The sequence below is a fragment of the Pseudomonas sp. JH-2 genome (assembly GCF_036231725.1).
GTDB lineage: Bacteria > Pseudomonadota > Gammaproteobacteria > Pseudomonadales > Pseudomonadaceae > Pseudomonas > Pseudomonas delhiensis.
On record NZ_JAZAQP010000016.1, the window covers coordinates 1 to 19,891 of the forward strand.

Below are 19,891 nucleotides of genomic sequence, written 5' to 3' on the forward strand. Positions count from 1 at the left end.
CCGTTGCGGTTGTCGGTGTTGATGTAGAAGTTGCGCAGGCCGAGGCTGGCCTTGCTGTCCTCGATGAATCCGCCGGCGCTGGCCTGCTGGGCGAGGGCCGCCGTGGCGATGGCCAGGGCGAGGGTGGATCGCTTCATGTGAATGCTCCTAATAACGGCTTGAGTGTTGTGCCTGACTCCGAGCAGAAAGTGTTTTATTCCGTTATTTACTTTTTTATATAGCGACACTTGTAAAAAAACGCCATGAATATGGCGTGTATGGAAACAGGTGCGCTTCTTCTTGCTACGTAAGGCGGATGACATGACGCCAAACTGCAGCAAAAGTGTCAAGCGATATTTCACTTTTGTGAGGAGCAAAACGCGAAGTGCATTAGCGGATACTCGAAACTGATCTTGCCAGGTATGAATTTTCCTGGTTGAACAAGCGAAAGGTTATTGCTTTTCGAAAAGAGCCGAAGTCAATGGAAGTTTCAAATATGCATTTCAGAAATGCCCGAACGCCGAGGGGCGGGCGTCAACCGCCCCTCGGCGAAGAGTGGAATGCAAGTTACAGACGAATATTCCGGGAGTGTTCTCTTTCATTTCCAGGCGGAACATCCGAACTTGCCCGTAACTGCCATCAGGAACGGGATGGATAGCTCGAATACTTCACCAGCTCCGCAATACCACTGCGGGCATTGGCGGCGGCGGCCAACTGGCGCTCCTCGGCACTGGCATGTTCGCGGTCCCAGGCCAGCACCTTGGGCGTCATCAGCTTGTGCCAGAGCGGCGGCAGCATGGCGACGATGATGGTCGTCAGGTAGCCGCCGATCATCATGGGCGCGTCGGGGAAGGGTTTCAGGTCCTGGTAGGGGACTTCGCCCTGGGCGTGGTGATGGGAGTGGCGGGTCAGGTTGAACATGGTCCAGGAGCTGATGCGCCTGTTGGTGTTCCAGGAATGCCGCGGCTGCACGGGGGTGGCCGAGTTGCGCACCATGCCGTAGTGCTCCATGTAGTTGACGATCTCCAGCAGGGCCTTGCCCCACAGCCCGCAGGCGATGAAGAAGAGCGCGGCGGGCCACTGGCCGATGGCGTAGGCGGCGGCCACCAGCAGCAGGCTCATCCCGTGGCCGCGCAGGACCGCGTTGCGCCAGCCGAGCAGCCAGTAGCCCTTGCGCGCCAGGCGCTGCTTCTCGATGTGCCAGGCGCTGAGGTTGCCCCTGAGGGTCGAGATCAGCACGTGGGCGTAGACGTTGCGGCCGCGGGGCGCGGTGGCGGGGTCCTCGGTGGTGGAGACGTAGCGGTGGTGGCCGTAGACGTGCTCGATGGCGAAGAGGGTGTCGAAGCTGAACGCCAGCAGCCAGCGGCCGATGAGCATGGAGACCGGGTCCCAGGTGCGGTGCGTCAGCTCGTGGGCGGTGATGGTGCCGATGGTGCCGATCATCAGGCCGGTGAGGATCCACGCCGCGACGTGCTGGCCGATGCCGGTGGCGGCCCGGGCACCGAGCAGGTCGTAGCCCGTCGCCTGGCCCAGGGCGGCGCCGAAGCCGAGGAAGTCGCCGTCGCTGACGCCCCAGAGCGCCGCGAAGACGATGAAGCACAGCAGCGGCAATGCCAGCCACAGCTGGAAGGTGAGGATGCCCGGGTGCCTGAACTCGGGCGTGGTGGTGTCGTCACCGCAGACCAGGTCGCCGATCACGTAGAGAGTCAGCACGGCGACCAGGCCGTAAGTGATCCAGGGGCCGCCGGCGAGCAGGGCGGCGGCCGAGAACAGGCCGACGGCGTGGAAGAGGAAGTACTTGAGGTAGTGCAGCGCGTTCATGGGCGTCTCTCTTGTTATGGGATGGCACTTTTTACTGGATGGCACTTTCCGTGGTTGCGCACGGAGCCTGTTGCAGCGTGAAGCGGTCGGCATGGATGTTCTCGCGGGCGACGCCGTGCCGTTCCAGCAGGGCGCTGGCGCTGTCGATCATCCCCGGCGGCCCGCACAGGTAGGCGTGGCTGCCGGCCTGCAGCAGCACCGGGATCTGCTCGGTGACCAGGCCCCGCGCGCCGTCCCAGGGGGCCTGATGGTCCACTTCGGACAGCACCGGGACGAAATGGAAGGGGCCGGGCCACTGGCGGGCCAGGGCATGGATGTCCTCCAGGGCGTAGAGGTCGTGCGCCTGCCGGGCGCCGAACAGCAGGGTGACCGGGCGCCGCACGCCGCTGGCGAGCGCGTCCTGCAGGATGGCCAGCAGTGGCGCCAGGCCGCTGCCGCCGGCCACCAGCAGCAGCGGGGCCTCGGCCGGGCGCAGCTGGAACTGGCCCAGCGGGCCCTTGAGGCTCGCGCCCTGGCCGAGCAGCGGGCGGCTGTCGACCAGCCCGGTGAGCTGGCCGCCGGGCACCTTGCGGATGAAGAAGCTGACCTTGGCGTCGGCCCGGGGCGGGGAGGCGAAGGAGAAGCTCCGGGCGTGGCCGGGCAGGCAGTCCAGGCTGAGCTCGGCGTACTGCCCGGCCTTGTAGGGCAGGCTCGCTTCGAGCTGGAGGGTCAGGCGGGTTATGTCGTGGGTCAGCCTGTCCTGCGCCACCACCTTGCCGCGGACCTGGCGGGTATCCTGCTGCGCGCCGTCGAACTCGATGCTCACGTCGCCGCGCGGCACGCTCTGGCAGGCCAGGATGTAGCCCTGGTCGAGTTCCTGCGCGGAGAGGATGTAGCCGGTCTCGGTCAGTTCCCTGACCTTGCCCCGTACCAGCCGGCACTTGCAGGTGGCGCAACCGCCGACGCGGCAGCTGTGGGGGAAATCGATGCCCTGGCGCAAGGCGGCCTGCAGCAGGGTCTCGCCAGGCTCGACGCGTATGCTGGCGCCGTTGATCGAGGCGTTCGCCGCACGGTTTCGGCTCAGAAAGGCAAACATGCGTCCTCCGTTCTAATCGTTGTGGGTTGGGACGCTTCGATGCTAGGGGCGGCGGCGGACGGCGGAGAGGTTCCCGATTGACATTCCAGGGGTCATTTGTTGACATCTTCGCGCCCCTGGAACCCTGTGAGGTCGAGCCCTTGTCGGACTTCGTGTTGCCAATGCCCTACCTGCGGCAGATCGCCGAGCAGCTGCGGGCCATGCAGAAGGACCCGCAGGCGTGGTTCGCCCGCAGCGGCCTGAGCGAGCGCCAGCTCGACGAGGCGGGCTTCCAGCTCGGCTTCCCGCAGTTCCAGCAGCTGCTGCGCGACGCCATCGCGCTGACGGCCGAACCGGCGCTGGGGCTGCTGATCGGCGAGCGCCTGGTGGCCAACACCCACGGCATACTGGGCTACGCGGCGATGCAGAGCGGCACGCTGCGCCAGGCCCTGGAGCTGCTGCAGCGCTACCTGGCCCTGCGCACCACGCTGGTCAGCCTGAGCTACGAGTGCGATGAACAGGCCGGGCAGGTGCATGTCCGCTTCCTGCCCGGCTACGCCCTCGGCGACATCGAGCGCACGGTGCTGGAGGCGGTGATGCTGGCGGTCAGCAACATCTTCGAGGCGATGACCCTGGGCAGTTGCCCGCTACGCCAGGTCCGGCTGCCTTTCGCGGTGCAGCCCTACGCCGCGCTGGCCGAGGAGCTGTTCCGCTGCCCGGTGGCCTATGGGCAGCGCTGGGCGGGCTTCAGCCTGGACCTGGCGGCCATCGACCAGCCGCTGAAGCTGGCCGACCCCGCGGCCTTCCGCGAGGCCGAGGCGATATGCCGGCGGGAGCTGGCGAGGCTGGGCGAGACCGCGACCATGGGCGCCCGGGTACGGCGGACGATGCTGGAGAAGCAGAACGGCTTCCCCAGCCTGAAGGTCACCGCGCGCCTGTTCCACATGACCCCGCGCACCCTGCACCGGCACCTGCTGGAAGAGGGCACTTCGTTCAGGCTGATCCTCGAGGACGTGCGCCGCACCCTGGCCATCGAGCACCTGAAGGCCGGCCACCTGAGCATCGAGGAGATCGCCTACACCCTGGGCTACACCGACCTGGCCAACTTCCGCCGCGCCTTCAAGCGCTGGGAGGGCATGCCGCCCTCGGCGTACCGCGCCCGGCTCGGCGCGCTCAACTGAGGACGTAGTCGACCGGCTGCAGGGGCGGCGGCAGGTCCCGGTAGCCCAGGGCGCCGAGGACGTCGCGCTCGATGATGCGGACCATGGCGTCGGTGGGCAGGTCGTTCTCCTCGCGGCCGAAGGGGTCTTCCAGCTCGTTGCTGATGGCGTCCAGGCCGAAGAAGGTGTAGCTGACGATGGTGGTGAAGATGGGCGCCATCCAGCCCAGCGGCTCGGCCATGGCGAAGGGCAGCAGGATGCAGAAGATGTAGATGGTGCGGTGCAGCAGCAGCGTGTAGGGGAAGGGGATCGGCGTCGCCTTGATGCGCTCGCAGATGCCCTGGGCATCGGTGAAGGCGCCCAGGCGCTGCTCCAGGGTCAGGTAGCGCCATTCGCTGATGCGCTTCTCCTCGGCCAGCTGCGAGCAGACGCTGCCGACGTGCTGCAGGATGCCGTCGGTGACGTTGTGCGCGGTGATGGGCGTGTCGCTGGCGAGCCAGGGGCGGGCGGCCTTCAGCTCGTCCTCGTTGCGCAGCCGTGCATTGAGCGCGTGGGCGTAGCCGCAGAGCGCGCGCAGCAGCTTCTCGCGCAGCGCCTGGTCCGTGATGACGACGCTCTCGCGGATGAACGAGCGCATCTCGATGACGATCGAGCCCCAGGTCTTGCGGCCCTCCCACCAGCGGTCGTAGCAGGCGTTGTTGCGGAAGCTCATGAAGATCGACAGCGACAGCCCCAGCAGGGTGAAGGGCGTGGCGTTGACCCGGGCGAAGAACGCCGGGTGGTGTTCCTCCACCAGCACGATCAGCGCCGCCAGGAGGGTGACCATCAGGCTGCGGAAGGCGATGCGCTTGGCGATGGAGCCCTTGAGCGTGAACAGCACGCGCAGCATGTCGGGTTGCGGTTGGACGATCATGGGGGTTCCCGCGGGGGCGGCTAGCCGCCGGTCATGTTCATGAAGCGGAGGATCTGCACCTCGCCGCCGACCTCGAAGTGGTGGCGCTGGGGCTTCAGGCGCATGGCCTGGCGGATCGCCCGGTCCAGCCGCTCGGCGTCGCCGGGGTGGCCGCGCAGCACCTGCTTGAGGTCGGCCGAATGTTCGTTGCCCAGGCACAGCAGCAGGCGGCCCTCGACGGTCAGGCGCACGCGGTTGCAGCTGCCGCAGAAGTTGTGGCTGTGCGGCGAGATGAAGCCGATGCGGATGTCCGGCGCCTCGGCCAGGCGGCAGTAGCGGGACGGGCCCTGGGTGGACTCGGCGGATTCGATGAGGCTGAACTTCTCGCCGATGCGTTCGCGCACCTCGTCGCTGGAGCAATAGGACTCGCCGCGCTGGTGCTCGCTGATGACGCCCAGGGGCATTTCCTCGATGAAGGAAATGTCCAGCTGGCGGTCGATGGCGAAACGCACCAGGTCGACCACCTCGTGGTCGTTGCGGCCCTTGAGCACCACGCAGTTGAGCTTGGTGTGGCGAAAGCCCGCGCGGCGCGCGGCGTCGATGCCGGCGATCACCTGGTCGAGGTCGCCGGTGCGGGTGAGCGCCTTGAAGCGCTGCGCATCCAGGCTGTCGAGGCTGATGTTCAGCCGTGCAAGGCCGGCGTCGTGCAGCGGTTGCGCCAGGCGCTGCAGCTGCGAGCCGTTGCTGGTCATACACAGCTCGCGCAGGCCGGGGAGGGCAGCGATGCGCGCGCACAGCTCGACGATGCCCTGGCGCACCAGGGGCTCGCCGCCGGTGAGGCGGATCTTGCGCGTGCCCAGGGCGACGAAGCGCTCCGCCACGCGGTACAGCTCGTCGAGGGTGAGGATGCGCTGGCGGGGCAGGAACTGCATGTTCTCGGCCATGCAGTACACGCAGCGGAAGTCGCAGCGGTCGGTCACCGACATGCGCAAGTAATCGATCTTGCGATTGAAACCGTCGATGAGTTCGCCAGTGGTGTTGTTCAATTCAGAGTTGCCTCTCGAGTTGATCGCTCATTGCTCTTTGCACGCATGCATTGATGTTTCAATCAATAACCTGGCGATCTTCGGAATGAGGCTAGCCAGCCACTATTGGAGCGTCAAATTGCTTTTGATTACCGGTTGATAAGAACGCTCTATCAAGTGGCTCCATTATTCTGGAAAGCGCTCTGGATCGGGAGCGGGAGGACTGATAGACGGTTCTGATCAGGGCGTAATTTATTTCGATTGGACGCAATGCTTGGTTCTCAATAGCCTGAGATCACAAGGCGAGCCAATGTCTCTCCGGTTTCCAGGCCAAGGCTTTGGAAGATGAACCCGAATGCAACTTCAATTCGCGGCGAAGAAGAAGTTTCGCCCGCAGTAGTTGCTCGTCCGGAGTTCGATATCGGTACGCCCGTAGTGTCGCCTTTTTCTGCCTGAGAACTTTCATTCTCTGCGTGTAATCGAGGAATGCCTGAATGAGCCAAGACGAACACATAAGGAGCTATACCGCGCCGGCCGCCGGCTGGGGCGCGCTCAAGAGCGTGACCAAGAGTTGGCTGGGCAGCGAGAACGCCGTCAAGAACCTGCGGGCGATGCTCAAGACCAACCAGAACAGCGGCTTCGACTGCCCCGGTTGCGCCTGGGGCGAGTCCCCCGAGAACGGCCTGGTGAAGTTCTGCGAGAACGGCGCCAAGGCGGTCAACTGGGAGTCCACCGGGCGCTCCGTCGACCCCGACTTCTTCGCCAAGTACAGCGTCAGCGCGCTGGCCGGGCAGAGCGACTACTGGCTCGAATACCAGGGCCGGCTCACCCACCCCATGCGCTACGACGCGGCCACCGACCACTACGTGGAAACCACCTGGGAGGAGGCCTTCGCCCTGGTCGCCAGGCACCTGAAGGCGCTGAAGTCGCCGGACGAAGCGGAGTTCTACACCTCCGGCCGGGCCAGCAACGAGGCGGCCTTCCTCTACCAGCTGTTCGTCCGCGCCTTCGGCACCAACAACTTCCCCGACTGCTCGAACATGTGCCACGAGGCCAGCGGCCTGGGCATGGCGGAAACCCTCGGGGTGGGCAAGGGCACCGTGGTCTTCGACGACCTGGAGAAGGCCGATGCCATCTTCGTCATCGGCCAGAACCCCGGCACCAACCACCCGCGCATGCTCGAACCGCTGCGCGAGGCCGTGCACCGCGGCGCCCAGGTGATCTGCATCAACCCGCTGAAGGAGCGCGGCCTGGAACGCTTCCAGCACCCGCAGCACCCCCTGGAGATGCTGAGCAACGGCTCGGAGCCGACCAACACCGCCTACTTCCGCCCGGCCCTGGGCGGCGATATGGCGATGTTCCGCGGCATGGCCAAGTTCCTCCTGCAGTGGGAACGCGAGGCCCAAGCCAACGGCGAGCCGCCGGTGTTCGACCATGCCTTCATCCGCGAGCACACCAGCGGCCTGGACGCCTACCTGGCGGCGGTGGACGCCACCCCCTGGGAGCACATCGTCGGCCAATCCGGCCTGAGCATGGCCGAGCTGGAGCTGGCGGCGCGCATGTACCGCCGCGCCGAGCGGGTGATCATGTGCTGGGCCATGGGCCTGACGCAGCACCGCCACTCGGTGCCGACCATCCAGGAGGTGGTCAACCTGCAACTGCTGCGCGGCAACGTCGGCAAGCCCGGCGCCGGCCTGTCGCCGGTGCGTGGCCACAGCAACGTGCAGGGCGACCGCACCATGGGCATCGACGAGAAGCCGCCGACCTGGCTGCTGGACGCCCTGGAGAAACGCTTCAAGTTCAAGGTGCCGCGTGGCCACGGCGACAACGCCGTGCTGGCCATCCAGGCCATGGAAGCCAGGCGCGCCAAGGTGTTCCTGGCCCTGGGCGGCAACTTCGCCCAGGCCACCCCGGACACCCCGCGCACCCACGCCGCGCTGCGCAACTGCGAGCTGACCGTGCACATCGCCACCAAGCTCAACCGTTCGCACCTGGTCACCGGCCGCGACGCGCTGATCCTGCCGTGCCTGGGCCGCACCGAGGTCGACCTGCAGGCCGACGGGCCCCAGGGCGTCACCGTGGAAGACACCTTCAGCATGGTGCACATCTCCCACGGCCAGCTGAAGCCGCGCTCGCCGCACCTGCGCTCGGAGCCGGCGATCATCGCCGGCATCGCCAAGGCCACCCTGGGCAACCAGCCGATCGACTGGGACTGGGCCATCGCCGACTACGGGCACATCCGCGACCTGATCGCCGACGTCATCCCCGGCTTCGCCGACTTCAACGCCCGGCTGCAGCACCCCGGCGGCTTCCACCTGGGCAACGACGCGGCCGAGCGGGTCTGGAAGACCACCAGCGGCAAGGCCCGCTTCACCCCCAGCGAACTGCCGCAGGAGCTGGTCAACCAGGCGGTGCTGGCGCGCGGCGAGCGGCCCGACCTGATCCTCCAGACGCTGCGTTCCCACGACCAGTACAACACCACCCTGTACGGCCTGGACGACCGCTACCGCGGGGTGTTCGGCCTGCGCGAGGTGGTCTTCGCCAACGAGCGGGACATCCGCCGCCTGGGCTTCGCCCCGGGCGACAAGGTCGACCTGGTATCGCTGTGGGAAGACGGCATCGAGCGTCGCGTCAGCGGCTTCCAGCTGGTGGCCTACGACCTGCCGGCGGGGCAGGCGGCGGCCTATTACCCGGAAACCAATCCGCTGGTACCGCTGGAAAGCTATGGCGACCGCACCTTCACGCCGACTTCCAAGTTCATCGCGATCAGGATCGAGAAAGCCCGGGAAGACAGCCTGATCCATTCGACTGTCGCCTGAGACGGACTCCCATACGGCAGGCGATTGGGGCCTGCCGTCACTCAATGAGCGATCAATAAGGGTTTCGCCATGTTGAACATACAGGCGTTGGACCTGGCGCGGATTCAATTCGCGTTCACGGTCTCTTTCCATATCATCTTCCCGGCCATCACCATTGGCCTGGCGAGTTTCCTGGCCGTGCTCGAAGGGCTCTGGCTGAAGTCCGGCAACCCGGTCTACAAGGACCTCTACAAGTTCTGGTCGAAGATATTCGCGGTGAACTTCGGCATGGGCGTGGTCTCCGGCCTGGTCATGGCCTACCAGTTCGGTACCAACTGGGCGCGCTTTTCCGACTACGCCGGCAGCATCACCGGGCCGCTGCTGACCTATGAGGTACTGACGGCGTTCTTCCTGGAGGCCGGCTTCCTCGGCGTGATGCTGTTCGGCTGGGATAGGGTGGGGCGCCGCCTGCACTTCTTCGCCACGGTGATGGTGGCCATCGGCACCATGATCTCGATGTTCTGGATCCTCTCGTCCAACAGCTGGATGCAGACGCCCCAGGGCATCGACATCGTCGACGGGCGCATCGTGCCGCTGGACTGGCTGAAGATCGTCTTCAACCCGTCCTTCCCCTACCGCCTGGTGCACATGGCGCTGGCCGCCTACCTGTCCACCGCCTTCTTCGTCGGCGCCTCGGCCGCCTGGCACCTGCTGCGCGGGCGCGACAACCCGGCCACGCGGACCATGCTGTCGATGGCCATGTGGATGGTCCTGGGCGTGGCGCCGCTGCAGGTGCTGGTGGGCGACGCCCACGGCCTGAACACCCTGGAGCACCAGCCGGCGAAGATCGCCGCCATCGAGGGGCACTGGGAGAACAGGCCGGGCGAGCCGACGCCGCTGATCCTCTTCGGCATCCCGGACATGCAGGCCGAGCGGACCCGCTACAGCCTGGAGGTGCCGTACCTGGGCAGCCTGATCCTGACCCACAGCCTGGACAAGCAGATCCCGGCGCTGAAGAGCTTCGCCCCGCAGGACCGGCCGAACTCCGCGGTGATCTTCTGGAGCTTCCGCCTGATGGCCGGGCTGGGGATGCTGATGATCCTCTGCGCCCTGGCCGCCCTGGTGCTGCGCCGCGGTGGCGCGCTGTACCGCAACCGCGCCTTCCTGAGCCTGGTGCTGGCGATGGGTCCCTCGGGGCTGATCGCGCTGCTGGCCGGCTGGTTCACCACCGAGATGGGCCGCCAGCCCTGGGTGGTCTACGGGATGCTGCGCACCAGCCAGGCGGTGTCCAACCACAACGTCGCGCAGATGAGCCTGACCCTGGCGCTGTTCGTGGTCATCTACTTCTCGGTGTTCACCGTCGGCCTGGGCTACATGATGCGCCTGGTGCGCAAGGGCCCGGGCCTGCACCACGACAACGATCCGCTGGTGAGCGAGCCCGCCGGGCACTCCAGCGTCCGCAGACCTATGTCGGTTGCCGGCTGAGGGGAGGTTGAAACATGGGTATTCAAGGCATCGACCTGTCGGTCATCTGGGGCGTGATCATCGCCTTCGGGCTGATGATGTACGTGATCATGGACGGCTTCGACCTGGGGCTGGGGATTCTCTTCCCGCTGGTGTCCGACTCCAGTGAACGCGACGTGATGATGAACACCGTCGCCCCGGTGTGGGACGGCAACGAGACCTGGGCCGTGCTGGGCGCCGCCGCGCTCTACGGCGCCTTCCCGCTGGCCTATTCGGTGATCCTGGAGGCGCTGTACCTGCCGCTGGTGCTGGTGCTGGCCGGGCTGATCTTCCGTGGCGTGGCCTTCGAGTTCCGCTTCAAGGCCAAGCCGCAGAAGCGCCACATCTGGGACAAGGCGTTCATCGCCGGCTCCTTCCTGGCGACCTTCTTCCAGGGCGTGGCCATCGGCACCTACATCGACGGCATCCCGGTGGTGGACCGGCAGTTCGCCGGCAGCCCGCTGGACTGGCTGTCGCCGTTCCCGCTGTTCTGCGGGGTGGGCCTGGTGCTGGCCTACGCGCTGCTGGGCAGCACCTGGCTGCTGGTGAAGACCGAGGGCATGCTGGAGTCGCGCATGCGCCACTACAGTCGGCCGCTGACCTACCTGCTGGCGGCGGTGATCGTGGTGATCTGCGCCTGGACCGCCTGGCTGCACCCGAACATCGCCCAGCTGTGGTTCTCCGGGCGCCACTGGGTGCTCTTCGCGGTGATCGCTGCCCTGGCGGTGGCGTCGATGTGCCTGATCCAGTCGAACCTGCGCAAGCGCCATTCGCACCTGCCGTTCATCAGCGTGCTGGTACTGATGTTCCTCGGCTACCTCGCCCTGGCGGTGAGCATCTGGCCGAAGATCATCCCGCCGGCCATCGATCTCTGGCAGGCCGCTTCGCCACCGTCCAGCCAGCTGTTCGCCCTGATCGGCGCGCTGTTCATCATCCCGATCATCCTCATGTACACCTTCTGGAGCTACCACGTGTTCCGCGGCAAGGTCACCGCCGCAGACGCCTACCACTAACTCCCTACGAGCCATACGACAGCTGGCGGTGGCCGCGCCCGAGCGCGGCCACCCCCGGCGCGGGGACGCTTTTTTCCGAATTCCAGCGGGCCGCCCATGCCGGCCCGGACAGATACCGATAACGGAGCCTTGCGATGAAAGACGACAAAGATGCCATCCGTGACGACGACGCCCACGAGCAGGATGCCGACCACGCCGACCAGGCGTTCGTGGAATCGCTCCGCGAGCTGATGGGCGAGTACGACAAGAGCCTGGAGGACGTCATCGAGATCCTCGAGACCGACGTCGACTGGATCGCCAACGGCCACCAGGCCAAGGGCGCGAAATACCAGAAGATCCGCGCCCGCAAGGTGTACCGCAACCCGCATACCGGCGAGACGGTGCGGACCAACAACCGCGACCACAAGACGCTGCTGGGCTGGAAGGACGCCTACGGCGAGGACGTGGTGGAGTCCTGGATCCTCAGCTAGCCGGGGAGGGCAACGGCGGATAACGCCGTAGGCGTTATGCGCCCTACGGGTCCCGGAAGGCACGTAGGGCGCATAACCGTTCGCGGTTATCCGCCGCCGGCCGGAACACCGACACCTGAGGATTCGCGCGGCTGGGGGCAATCGCGGACGGAGTCCGCTCCTACGGGTTGCCCAGGCGCCGTACCCTTGTAGGAGCGCGCCTTGCGCGCGAATCGCGGGCAGGGCCCGCTCCTACAGTTGAGGCCGGAGGTGGGCATGGGGTTGTCCATTGGGCTCCCGCGTTCGCGGGAACCCGCAGGAGGACTCCGTCCGCGATCAGCCATCGGCCGGATCATTTCTTGCCGGGCGTCAGCACCACGCTGGCCTCGGTGGTGAGCACGCGGAAGGTGAAGGTCTCCAGGAAGTACAGCTCCACGCTCGTCGCGGTGTGGCTGGCATAGCCGATGGAGATGTCCTGGCCGATATCCAGCTCGAAGTCCCCGCCGCGCGTGCTGAGCACGAACCCGCCTTCCAGGGCGGGGGCCCAGATGATGCCGCCGTCCAGCTGCTGCTCCACGTGGTGGAAGACCGGGTAGCCCTCGTCGCTGCCGCCGCTCGCCGCCGTATAGGCGTCCGCGCCCAGCACCAGGGCGTAGGGGCCGTTGACGCCGGCCAGGCGCAGCTGGCTCAGCGCCTGCGCCACGGCGCCGGGGTAGCCGCGCACGTTGGCCGGCAGCACCACGCCGGCGTTGCTGCTGGCCTCGCGGATGCCCTGGATGCCGGCCGCGGCGTAGCCATCGAAGACCGCGCGGTCCTCGGCGAAGGCGAGCTTGCGGGCGGCCGCCTTCAGCGGGTCCCAGTCCGAATCGTCCGAGCCGCGCTCCACGTCGTCGATGGCCTGGCGGCTCAGCTCGAAGGGCACGCGCAGCTCGACGATCGCCCGGGCATCGCGCTGGGCGGCCTGGATGCCGTCGCCGGGCGCCTGCAGCGAATGCAGGTGGCCGGTGCCCACCGCGGACAGGGCCAGGCCGCCCGGCGGCGGCACGTCGACCACGCGCCGGGCCGCGAGGTGGCGCTTGAGGGTGCGCGTGGCCTCTTCGTCGATCTGGGCCCAGGCCTTGTCGGAGATGGGGGCGAGTTCACGGTGGAGGTTATTCATTGCCTGCTTCCTTTAGTGAGCCAATGCCGAGGGAGCCATCGCGGGGGCCGTCCGGGGGCCCGCCATCCCGTGCGGGGAGGGCGGGGAGGGCAGGCGCGGCATCCGGGGTTACCTGTTCGAGAAAACTGGCCGAAGGCACGAAGAACAGGCTGCCGGTCACCGCGCGGCTGAAGTCCAGCAGCCGGTCGTAGTTGCCCGGGGGCTGGCCGATGAACATGTTCTCGAGCATCCGTTCGATGCGCCGGGGCGAGCGGGCGTAGCCGATGAAGTAGGTGCCGAACTCACCCTTGGCGATGTCGCCGAAGGGCATGTTGTCGCGCAGGATCTCCAGCTGCTCGCCGTCTTCGATGATGGTGGTCAGGGCGTTGTGGGCGTTGCTCGGCTTGACGGCGTCGTCCAGCTCGATGTCGGAGAGCTTGTGCCGGCCGATGATCCGTTCCTGCTCGGCCACCGGCAGCGCGTTCCACTGGGCCAGGTCGTGCAGGTACTTCTGCACGATGACGTAGCTGCCGGCGACGAAGGGCTCGTCCTCGCCGGCGACGAGGGTGGCGTCCGTCGCGGCCTGGCCGCTCGGGTTCTCCGTCCCGTCGACGAAGCCCAGCAGGTCGCGGGCATCGAAATAGCTGAAGCCGTGCACCTCGTCCGCGGTGCGGACGGCGTCGCCGAGCCGGGCCATGATCTGCGTCTCCAGCTCGAAGCACAGGTCCATGCGCTCGGCGCGGATGTGGAAGAGCAGGTCGCCCGGGGTGGACACCGCATGGTGCGCGCCCTGGATTTCGCGGAAGGGGTGCAGGTCGCGCGGCCTGGGCAGGCCGAACAGGCGGTCCCAGGCCGCCGAGCCGAAGCCCAGGTTGCAGGACAGCTGCCCCTGCGGGGCGCGGAAGCCGATGGCCCGCAGCAGGCCCGCCAGGTCGGCGCACAGGGCGCGCACCGCGGTTTCGCCGGCCTGGCCGGGGTCGATCGTCAGCACCAGGAAGATGGCGGCCCGGCTGAGCGGGGCGGTGACCGACTGGGGAACGGCTCTGGACACGCGTGGCTCCTCTTGCAGGCTCATTTCAACTGGTAGGACTGGGCGCCGGTGCCGGCGAGCGTGCCGCCGTCGACGATCAGGTATTCCTCGCGGATGGGCCTGCCGGCGAAGTGGCTCTGGAGGATTTCCAGGGTTCCCGCGGCATAGCGGGCCTGGGCGGAAAGCGAGGTGCCGGACATGTGCGGCGTCATGCCGTTGAACGGCATGCTGCGCCAGGGGTGGTCCGCCGGCGCGGGCTGGGGGAACCAGACGTCGCCGGCATAGCCGGCGAGCTGCCCGGAGGCCAGCGCCCGCACCACGGCGTCGCGCTCCACCAGCTTGCCGCGCGCGCAGTCGATCAGGTAGGAACCGCGCTTCATCCGGGCGAGCATGGCGTCGTCCAGCAACCCCTCGGTGGAAGGGTAGAGCGGCACCTGCAGGTTGACGATGTCGACCGCCGCCACCAGCGAGGCGACGTCGCCGTGGTAGGTCAGCCCCAGCTCCTGCTCGATGGCCGGGGCCAGCCGGTGGCGCTGGGTGTAGTGCAGGTGCAGGTCGAAGGGCTTCAGCCGGCGCAGCACGGCCAGGCCGATGCGCCCCGCGCCTATGGCGCCGAAATGCAGGCCCTCCACGTCGTAGCTGCGGGCCACGCAGTCGGCGATGTTCCAGCCGCCGTCATGGGCGACCTGGTGGGCGGGCAGGTAGTTGCGCACCAGGGACAGCACCATCATCACCACGTGCTCGGCGACGCTGACGCAGTTCGAGCCGGTGACCTCGGCGACGGTGACGTGGGCCGCCGCCGCGGCAGCCAGGTCCACGTGGTCGGAGCCTATGCCGGCGGTGACGGCGAGCTTCAGCCGGCGTGCCTTGGCGATCCGCTCGGCGGTCAGGTAGGCGGGCCAGAACGGCTGGGAAATGACCACCTCGGCGTCGGGCAGGTGGCGCTCGAACACCGAGTCCGGGCCGTCCTTGTCGCTGGTCACGACCAGCTCGTGCCCGGCCTGCTCCAGGTAGGCGCGCAGGCCCAGCTCGCCGGAAACGCAGCCCACCAGTTCACCGGGCGTGAAGCCCAGCGGCGGTTGCGGCGACGGCGCCGTCTGGCCGTTGGCATAGACGCCGATGTGCGGAATGTCGCTGCGGGCGTAGCGGGGAGGGTAGCCGGCCAGTGGATCGGGGTAGAGAACGCACAACACCTTTGCCATGGACGGAACCTCCTCTCATCCGGCGCCTGCGCGCATGCAGGCAGCCACACTTCCCGCAGGCCAACTATCGGCCCGAGGAAGATGGTTCAGTAAAGTTCAACTTCCTTTTGCACGCCAATGTTGCAGACAGGAAAAGACGGTTTTCTCCGAAAGCGTTCAGCCGATGTCAGTTACTGGCGTCCTTCCGTTATTCAGGAACTCTTCCAGTTTCGGCTTCGACATATCATCGAGAGTGTTTTGTGAACGGGAGGTTGATTCAGGAGAGTCAAGGGTTGGATATATACGATCAGCCATGCCCGGCTCTTTGCCAATGGCAGAGGATATTAAGTTCTTCAACTTCGGAAGCATCGATCCGGGACTCTTCGTCCCATGCAAAGCCGAGAGCAGGCGAGTGCGCGAACGGCTCGGGCCGTTTCATCGCCTGGCCGTCCGATCACTGTAGGATTGAAGTAAGCTTCAAGGTCAACGCTTTCCCCGAGGGTGCTGCATGAGAATTGGAGAACTGGCGAAGCTCAGTGGGCTGGCGCCTTCGCGCATTCGCTTCTACGAGGCGAGCGGCCTGATCAACTCGGTCGAGCGCAAGGCCAACGGCTACCGCGACTACGCGCCGGAGACGCTGGTGATCCTGGAGATCATCACCGGCGCCCAGAGCGCGGGCTTCTCGTTGGAGGAGATTCGCCCCTTGCTGCCACTCAACGCCAGTGGCTGGAAGCACGACGAGTTGCTGGAGGGGCTCAAGTGCAAGGTGGGCGAGATCGAGGTGCTGCAGAAGCGCCTGGCGCAGAGCAAGGCGCAGTTGCTCGTGGCCATCGAAAGCATCGAGAACAAGCCCGAAGGGATGCAATGCGCCGACAACACCCAGCGGGTGCTGGACCGTCTGCGCCAGGAAATGGATGTGGCGGCGGAAAAGAAAAGTCAGGCCATGCGGGCCTGACTTCGAGTGTTTGCAGCTGACGCCGCGGCGTCAGTTCTTGCCGACGAGGGTGTTCAGCGGCCTGGGCGCATAGAGCGCGCTCTGGAACTGCGGAACGTATTCGTACTTCATCATCTTTCCGAGCCTCAACGCCTTGATGTAGGCGGAAAGTTCCCCGTCGCCGAGGATCAGCCGCGCCGAATCCCCGTCGCTGCTGGATGCATGGCTGAGCTGGCGAGAAACCGCATAGCCATAGGTCAGCTCACCCTTCGGGTCGGTATTGGTGAAACTGTTGGTGACCCACTCTTCATCCTTCGAGAGGGCGGCCAGTTTGTCGGCCTTGAACACGACATCCACTTTTCCGGTACGGCTATCGACGATGTCGTAGGCCACACTGCGCTCGTCTTCCCTGACATCGATGCCGGTGAGCCACTTCGGCAAGTTGTAACCCACTACGCCGCGGACTCTTGCCAACTCGGTATTCACCGGAAGTTTGAGCACATAGCCCCAATAGTCCCTGGACAGCGACTGGCCGATCAGCGTGATGGGGCCGAGGTTGGACTTGCCGGGCTTGTTGGTGATGATGGAAAGCGCGACTTCGTTATAACTGTCGTTGTCGCAGTAATGGTAGGAATAAGCGGTAAACGCCACCAGGCCCCGCCCGGGCCATACCTGCAGCGGCTGCACCTGTTCCAGTACCCTGGCCGGCATCAGTTCCTTCAATTTCGCCAGGTCCGCCGTATAGACGGCGGTGACCCTGCTGTTCCTGTAGTAGAAGTTCGGCGAGTAGGATTCGAAGCCTATGTCCGCCTTCGTCTTGGCAAGCCCCTTGAACCAACTCAGGTCGACATCCGGCGCCTCGGCGGCGATGACCGAGAGGGGCGGGTTGGAACGGTAGCGGTCATACAGCCCGCCCTTCACCACGGGGACTGCATGGCCCGCGATGTCGATTAGGGTGCTCTCCGGCTGGCTGTTCGTCGCTGTAGCGTCAGCCCAGGCAGAGGCTGTAACGAAAAGTCCGGCTATTGCGGCAACACTTCCGAGTTTCACTGTCGAGGGTCTCCAGGGGTGGGCATGAGGCTTGGGGCATGCTGTCCAGCAGCTTGCGGAAGGCACCCTAACCTTCAACTGAACTTCAAGGTCAAGAGATGGACCTGGGGCTTTTTCCCTGGCGATGCGTGGGGGAGGGGATGGCCATCGAGGCGGTGGAAAAGCCTCTTGACCTTGAAGTTGACTTCAAGGTTACGGTAGCGCAGTCGCCAAACCTGGAGCCCGTGATGACCCCCTTCACTGCGTTGACCCTGCCCAATGGGGCAGTCATTCCCAACCGCCTGGCCAAGGCCGCCATGGAAGAGAACATGGCGGACAGGGACCATGCCCCCTCGGCGGCGCTGATCCGCCTCTATCGCACCTGGGCCGAGGGCGGGGTAGGCCTGATGATCACCGGCAACGTCATGGTCGATCACCGCGCCATGACCGGGCCGGGCGGGGTGGTGCTGGAGTCCGGGCGCTTCGGCGAGCGTTTCGGCGCGTGGGCGCAGGCCGCGCGCTCCCAGGGTGCCCAGGTGTGGATGCAGATCAACCACCCGGGCCGCCAGATGCCTGCGGCCTTGAAGCAGGACACCATCGCCCCCTCGGAGGTGCCCATGGACCTGGGCAACTTCTCCAGGCAGTTCATCCCGCCACGGGCGATGACGGAGAAGGACATCGCCGAAGTCCAGGCACGCTTCGTCAGGACGGCCGTGCTCGCCGAACGCTTCGGCTTCACCGGCGTGCAGGTCCATGCCGCGCACGGCTACCTGCTCAGCCAGTTCCTCTCGCCGATCACCAACAAGCGCACGGACCAGTGGGGTGGTTCGCTGGAGAACCGTGCCCGGCTGCTGCTCGACGTGGTCAGGGAAATCCGCTCGGCCGTGGGCGCCAGCTTCGCCGTGGCGGTGAAGCTCAACTCGGCCGACTTCCAGCGCGGTGGGTTCAGCACGGACGATGCGAAGAAGGTCATCGCGCTGCTCAACCCCCTGGGGGTGGACCTGATCGAGCTGTCCGGCGGCAGCTACGAAGCGCCGGCCATGCACGGCCAGGCCCGCGACGGCCGCACCCTGGCCCGGGAAGCCTATTTCCTGGAGTTCGCCAAGGACATCTCGTCCGTCGCGCGGATGCCGGTCATGGTCACCGGCGGCGTGCGCCGGCTACCGGTGGCGGAGCAGGTGCTGGACAGCGGCATCGACATGGTGGGCATGGGCACAGCGCTGGCCATCGACCCCAATCTGCCGAAGGACTGGCGGGCCGGGCTCGGCAACGCGCCCGTGCTCAGGCCCATCACCTGGAAGAACAAGGTGCTGGCCTCGGTCGGCTACATGGCGATGGTGAAGCACCAGCTGCGCCGCCTGAGCCTCGGCAAGCTGGCCAACCCGGATGTCGCGCCGGCGCTGGCGCTGCTGGAGCAGCAGCTGGATACCCAGGTCCGCAGCTGGCGCTATCGGCGCTGGGTGAGAAGCCTCAGCGCCTGATCCGGGCCCTGGCCGACGCGGCCTCGCGCGCGTCGGCCAGGGCTCAGGCGCCCCGGGGCGCTTGCGCGCGCGAGGTGAGCCAGCCCAGCAGGGCGGCGAGCAGCAGCACCGCCGCACTCGCCACGAAGGTGGCGCGGTAGCCGCTGCCATCGAACAGCAGGCCGCCCAGGGTGGAGCCCAGGGCGATGGACAGCTGGATCACCGCCACCATCAGCCCGCCGCCGGCCTCGGCGCTGCCGGGCAGGGCCCGGGCGATCCAGCTCCACCAGCCGACCGGGGCTGCGGTGGCCAGCAGGCCCCACAGGCCCAGCAGGGCCGCGACGGCGAAGGCCCAGGCGCCGAAGGGGATCAGCGCCAGGGCGATCGCCGCCATCAGCGCTGGCAGGACGATCAGCGGCCCGAACAGGCTCCGCTTCAGCAGCGTGCCGATCAGCAGGGTGCCGATGAAGCCGGCCACGCCGATGACCAGCAGGATCAGCGAGAGCGTGGAAACCTCCACCCGCGTCACCGTTTCGAGGAAGGGCCGCACGTAGGTGAACAGGGCGAACTGCCCCATGAAGAAGGCCCCGCAGGCGCCCATGCCCAGCGCCACGGCGCGGTTGCCCAGCAGCCTGAAGGGGTTGCCGGCGCCCGGCGAGCGCTCCCCGGCCGGCATGGACGGCAGGCTGGCCCACTGCCAGGCGAGGGCCAGCGCCGCCACCGGCACCAGGCAGAAGAAGGCGCCGCGCCAGCCGATGACCGCGCCCAGGTAGCTGCCCAGGGGCGCCGCCACCACGGTGGCCAGGGCGTTGCCGCCATTGAAGATGGCCAGCGCCCGCGGCACCTGCCGGGCGGGCACCAGGCGCATGGCGGTGGCCGCCGACAGCGACCAGAAGCCGCCGATGACCACGCCGATGAGCGCGCGGCCGAACATGTAGGCCGGGTAGTTCGGCGCCAGCGCGACCACGGCGCCGGACAGCGCCATCACCCCGGTCAGCGCCAGCAGCAGCGTCTTGCGGTTGAGGGTGCCGGCCAGCGCGGAGATCGACAGGCTGGTCAGCACCGCGAAGGCGCCGGAGATGGCGATGCCTTGCCCGGCCATGCCTTCGCTGACGCCCAGGTCGGCGGCCATGGGCGTGAGCAGGCTGACGGGCATGAACTCGGAGGCGATCAGCGCGAAGACGCACAGCGACATGGCGAAGACGCCGCTCCAGTAGGCCGGTTGCGTCTGTTGCGGGGTGGCGGCGGTGCCCGTGGGGGCATCGAGGGTGTGGGCTTTCATGGACTTCTTCTGGGGCTGTGGGCGCGCCGGCAATGAAGGATGTGGCCTTCGCCGGCGGCGGGTGACTTTTTCGTGGGTGAATGCTCCCGTAGAAGGGCGACCATGACTAGCTAATCAATGCTTAAAGCGGCTATAAGTCTACC

The 19,891-nt window shown here is 66.7% G+C and carries 17 protein-coding genes; 7 read left to right on the top strand and 10 right to left on the bottom strand.

The window, feature by feature from the left end; translation table 11 throughout:
• From VV867_RS13455 to VV867_RS13465, 3 genes are all read right to left on the bottom strand, one after another.
• A partial coding sequence (locus VV867_RS13455; RefSeq protein ID WP_328566697.1) for an OprD family outer membrane porin occupies nucleotides 1-137 on the bottom strand: 137 nt, incomplete at its 3' end.
• 481 nt (nucleotides 138-618) lie between these two features.
• A complete protein-coding gene (locus tag VV867_RS13460; RefSeq protein ID WP_328566644.1) occupies nucleotides 619-1,800 on the bottom strand; it encodes an alkane 1-monooxygenase in 1,182 nt (393 codons plus the stop codon).
• A 31-nt stretch (nucleotides 1,801-1,831) separates the two neighbouring features.
• The gene (locus VV867_RS13465; protein WP_328566645.1) at nucleotides 1,832-2,875 is read right to left on the bottom strand and encodes a 2Fe-2S iron-sulfur cluster binding domain-containing protein; all 1,044 of its coding nucleotides are present in this window, start codon (nucleotides 2,873-2,875) and stop codon (nucleotides 1,832-1,834) included.
• Between the two features lie 161 nt (nucleotides 2,876-3,036).
• Between VV867_RS13465 and VV867_RS13470 the strand changes: the two genes are divergently transcribed.
• A complete protein-coding gene (locus VV867_RS13470) occupies nucleotides 3,037-4,035 on the top strand; it encodes an AraC family transcriptional regulator (RefSeq protein ID WP_109936647.1) in 999 nt (332 codons plus the stop codon).
• Here the strand turns inward: VV867_RS13470 and VV867_RS13475 are convergent.
• The gene (locus tag VV867_RS13475) at nucleotides 4,028-4,927 is read right to left on the bottom strand and encodes a bestrophin family protein (protein WP_109936648.1); all 900 of its coding nucleotides are present in this window, start codon (nucleotides 4,925-4,927) and stop codon (nucleotides 4,028-4,030) included. The two genes, VV867_RS13470 and VV867_RS13475, sit on opposite strands and share 8 nt — an antisense overlap.
• Before the next feature lie 20 nt (nucleotides 4,928-4,947).
• Entirely contained in the window at nucleotides 4,948-5,952 is a 1,005-nt protein-coding gene (moaA, locus tag VV867_RS13480) for a GTP 3',8-cyclase MoaA (protein ID WP_109936649.1), read from the bottom strand.
• Nucleotides 5,953-6,425: 473 nt separating this feature from the next.
• On the opposite strand from moaA, the gene VV867_RS13485 reads away from it, so the two are divergent.
• The 4 genes from VV867_RS13485 to VV867_RS13500 all read left to right on the top strand — a co-directional run bounded on the left by VV867_RS13485 (nucleotide 6,426) and on the right by VV867_RS13500 (nucleotide 11,715).
• Entirely contained in the window at nucleotides 6,426-8,750 is a 2,325-nt protein-coding gene (locus tag VV867_RS13485) for an FdhF/YdeP family oxidoreductase (protein WP_109936650.1), read from the top strand.
• Between the two features lie 69 nt (nucleotides 8,751-8,819).
• Nucleotides 8,820-10,214, top strand: a complete 1,395-nt coding sequence (locus tag VV867_RS13490; protein ID WP_109936651.1) for a cytochrome ubiquinol oxidase subunit I — start codon at nucleotides 8,820-8,822, stop codon at nucleotides 10,212-10,214.
• A 14-nt stretch (nucleotides 10,215-10,228) separates the two neighbouring features.
• Nucleotides 10,229-11,245 (top strand): cytochrome d ubiquinol oxidase subunit II, encoded by a 1,017-nt coding sequence (gene cydB, locus VV867_RS13495; RefSeq protein ID WP_109936652.1) that lies wholly within the window; start codon nucleotides 10,229-10,231, stop codon nucleotides 11,243-11,245.
• A gap of 134 nt (nucleotides 11,246-11,379) precedes the next feature.
• Entirely contained in the window at nucleotides 11,380-11,715 is a 336-nt protein-coding gene (locus VV867_RS13500) for a histone-like nucleoid-structuring protein, MvaT/MvaU family (RefSeq protein WP_109936653.1), read from the top strand.
• A 331-nt stretch (nucleotides 11,716-12,046) separates the two neighbouring features.
• On the opposite strand, the gene VV867_RS13505 is transcribed toward VV867_RS13500, so the two are convergent.
• Genes VV867_RS13505 through VV867_RS13515 form a run of 3 tightly spaced genes read right to left on the bottom strand, consistent with a single transcriptional unit; the run spans nucleotide 12,047 to nucleotide 15,064 of the window.
• Nucleotides 12,047-12,853: a family 1 encapsulin nanocompartment shell protein gene (locus VV867_RS13505; protein WP_328566646.1), complete on the bottom strand. Its 807-nt coding sequence runs from the start codon at nucleotides 12,851-12,853 to the stop codon at nucleotides 12,047-12,049.
• Complete coding sequence (locus VV867_RS13510) at nucleotides 12,846-13,907, bottom strand: Dyp-type peroxidase (protein WP_328566647.1); 1,062 nt, start codon at nucleotides 13,905-13,907, stop codon at nucleotides 12,846-12,848. Before VV867_RS13510 ends, VV867_RS13505 begins: the two co-directional genes overlap by 8 nt.
• Nucleotides 13,904-15,064 carry an NAD-dependent formate dehydrogenase gene (locus VV867_RS13515; RefSeq protein WP_328566648.1) on the bottom strand — a complete coding sequence of 387 codons (1,161 nt, stop codon included), beginning with the start codon at nucleotides 15,062-15,064 and terminating at the stop codon, nucleotides 13,904-13,906. Before VV867_RS13515 ends, VV867_RS13510 begins: the two co-directional genes overlap by 4 nt.
• Before the next feature lie 487 nt (nucleotides 15,065-15,551).
• Here VV867_RS13515 and VV867_RS13520 point away from each other — a divergent pair, with 487 nt between their 5' ends.
• Nucleotides 15,552-15,998 (top strand): MerR family transcriptional regulator, encoded by a 447-nt coding sequence (locus tag VV867_RS13520; protein ID WP_328566649.1) that lies wholly within the window; start codon nucleotides 15,552-15,554, stop codon nucleotides 15,996-15,998.
• 30 nt (nucleotides 15,999-16,028) lie between these two features.
• On the opposite strand, the gene VV867_RS13525 is transcribed toward VV867_RS13520, so the two are convergent.
• Entirely contained in the window at nucleotides 16,029-16,928 is a 900-nt protein-coding gene (locus tag VV867_RS13525) for an acetoacetate decarboxylase (ADC) (RefSeq protein ID WP_328566698.1), read from the bottom strand.
• Between the two features lie 326 nt (nucleotides 16,929-17,254).
• Here VV867_RS13525 and VV867_RS13530 point away from each other — a divergent pair, with 326 nt between their 5' ends.
• The gene (locus VV867_RS13530; RefSeq protein ID WP_328566650.1) at nucleotides 17,255-18,487 is read left to right on the top strand and encodes an NADH:flavin oxidoreductase/NADH oxidase family protein; all 1,233 of its coding nucleotides are present in this window, start codon (nucleotides 17,255-17,257) and stop codon (nucleotides 18,485-18,487) included.
• A 43-nt stretch (nucleotides 18,488-18,530) separates the two neighbouring features.
• Here VV867_RS13530 and VV867_RS13535 read toward each other — a convergent pair whose 3' ends face one another.
• Nucleotides 18,531-19,748, bottom strand: a complete 1,218-nt coding sequence (locus VV867_RS13535; protein ID WP_442965023.1) for an MFS transporter — start codon at nucleotides 19,746-19,748, stop codon at nucleotides 18,531-18,533.
• Between the last annotated feature and the right edge of the window lie 143 nt (nucleotides 19,749-19,891).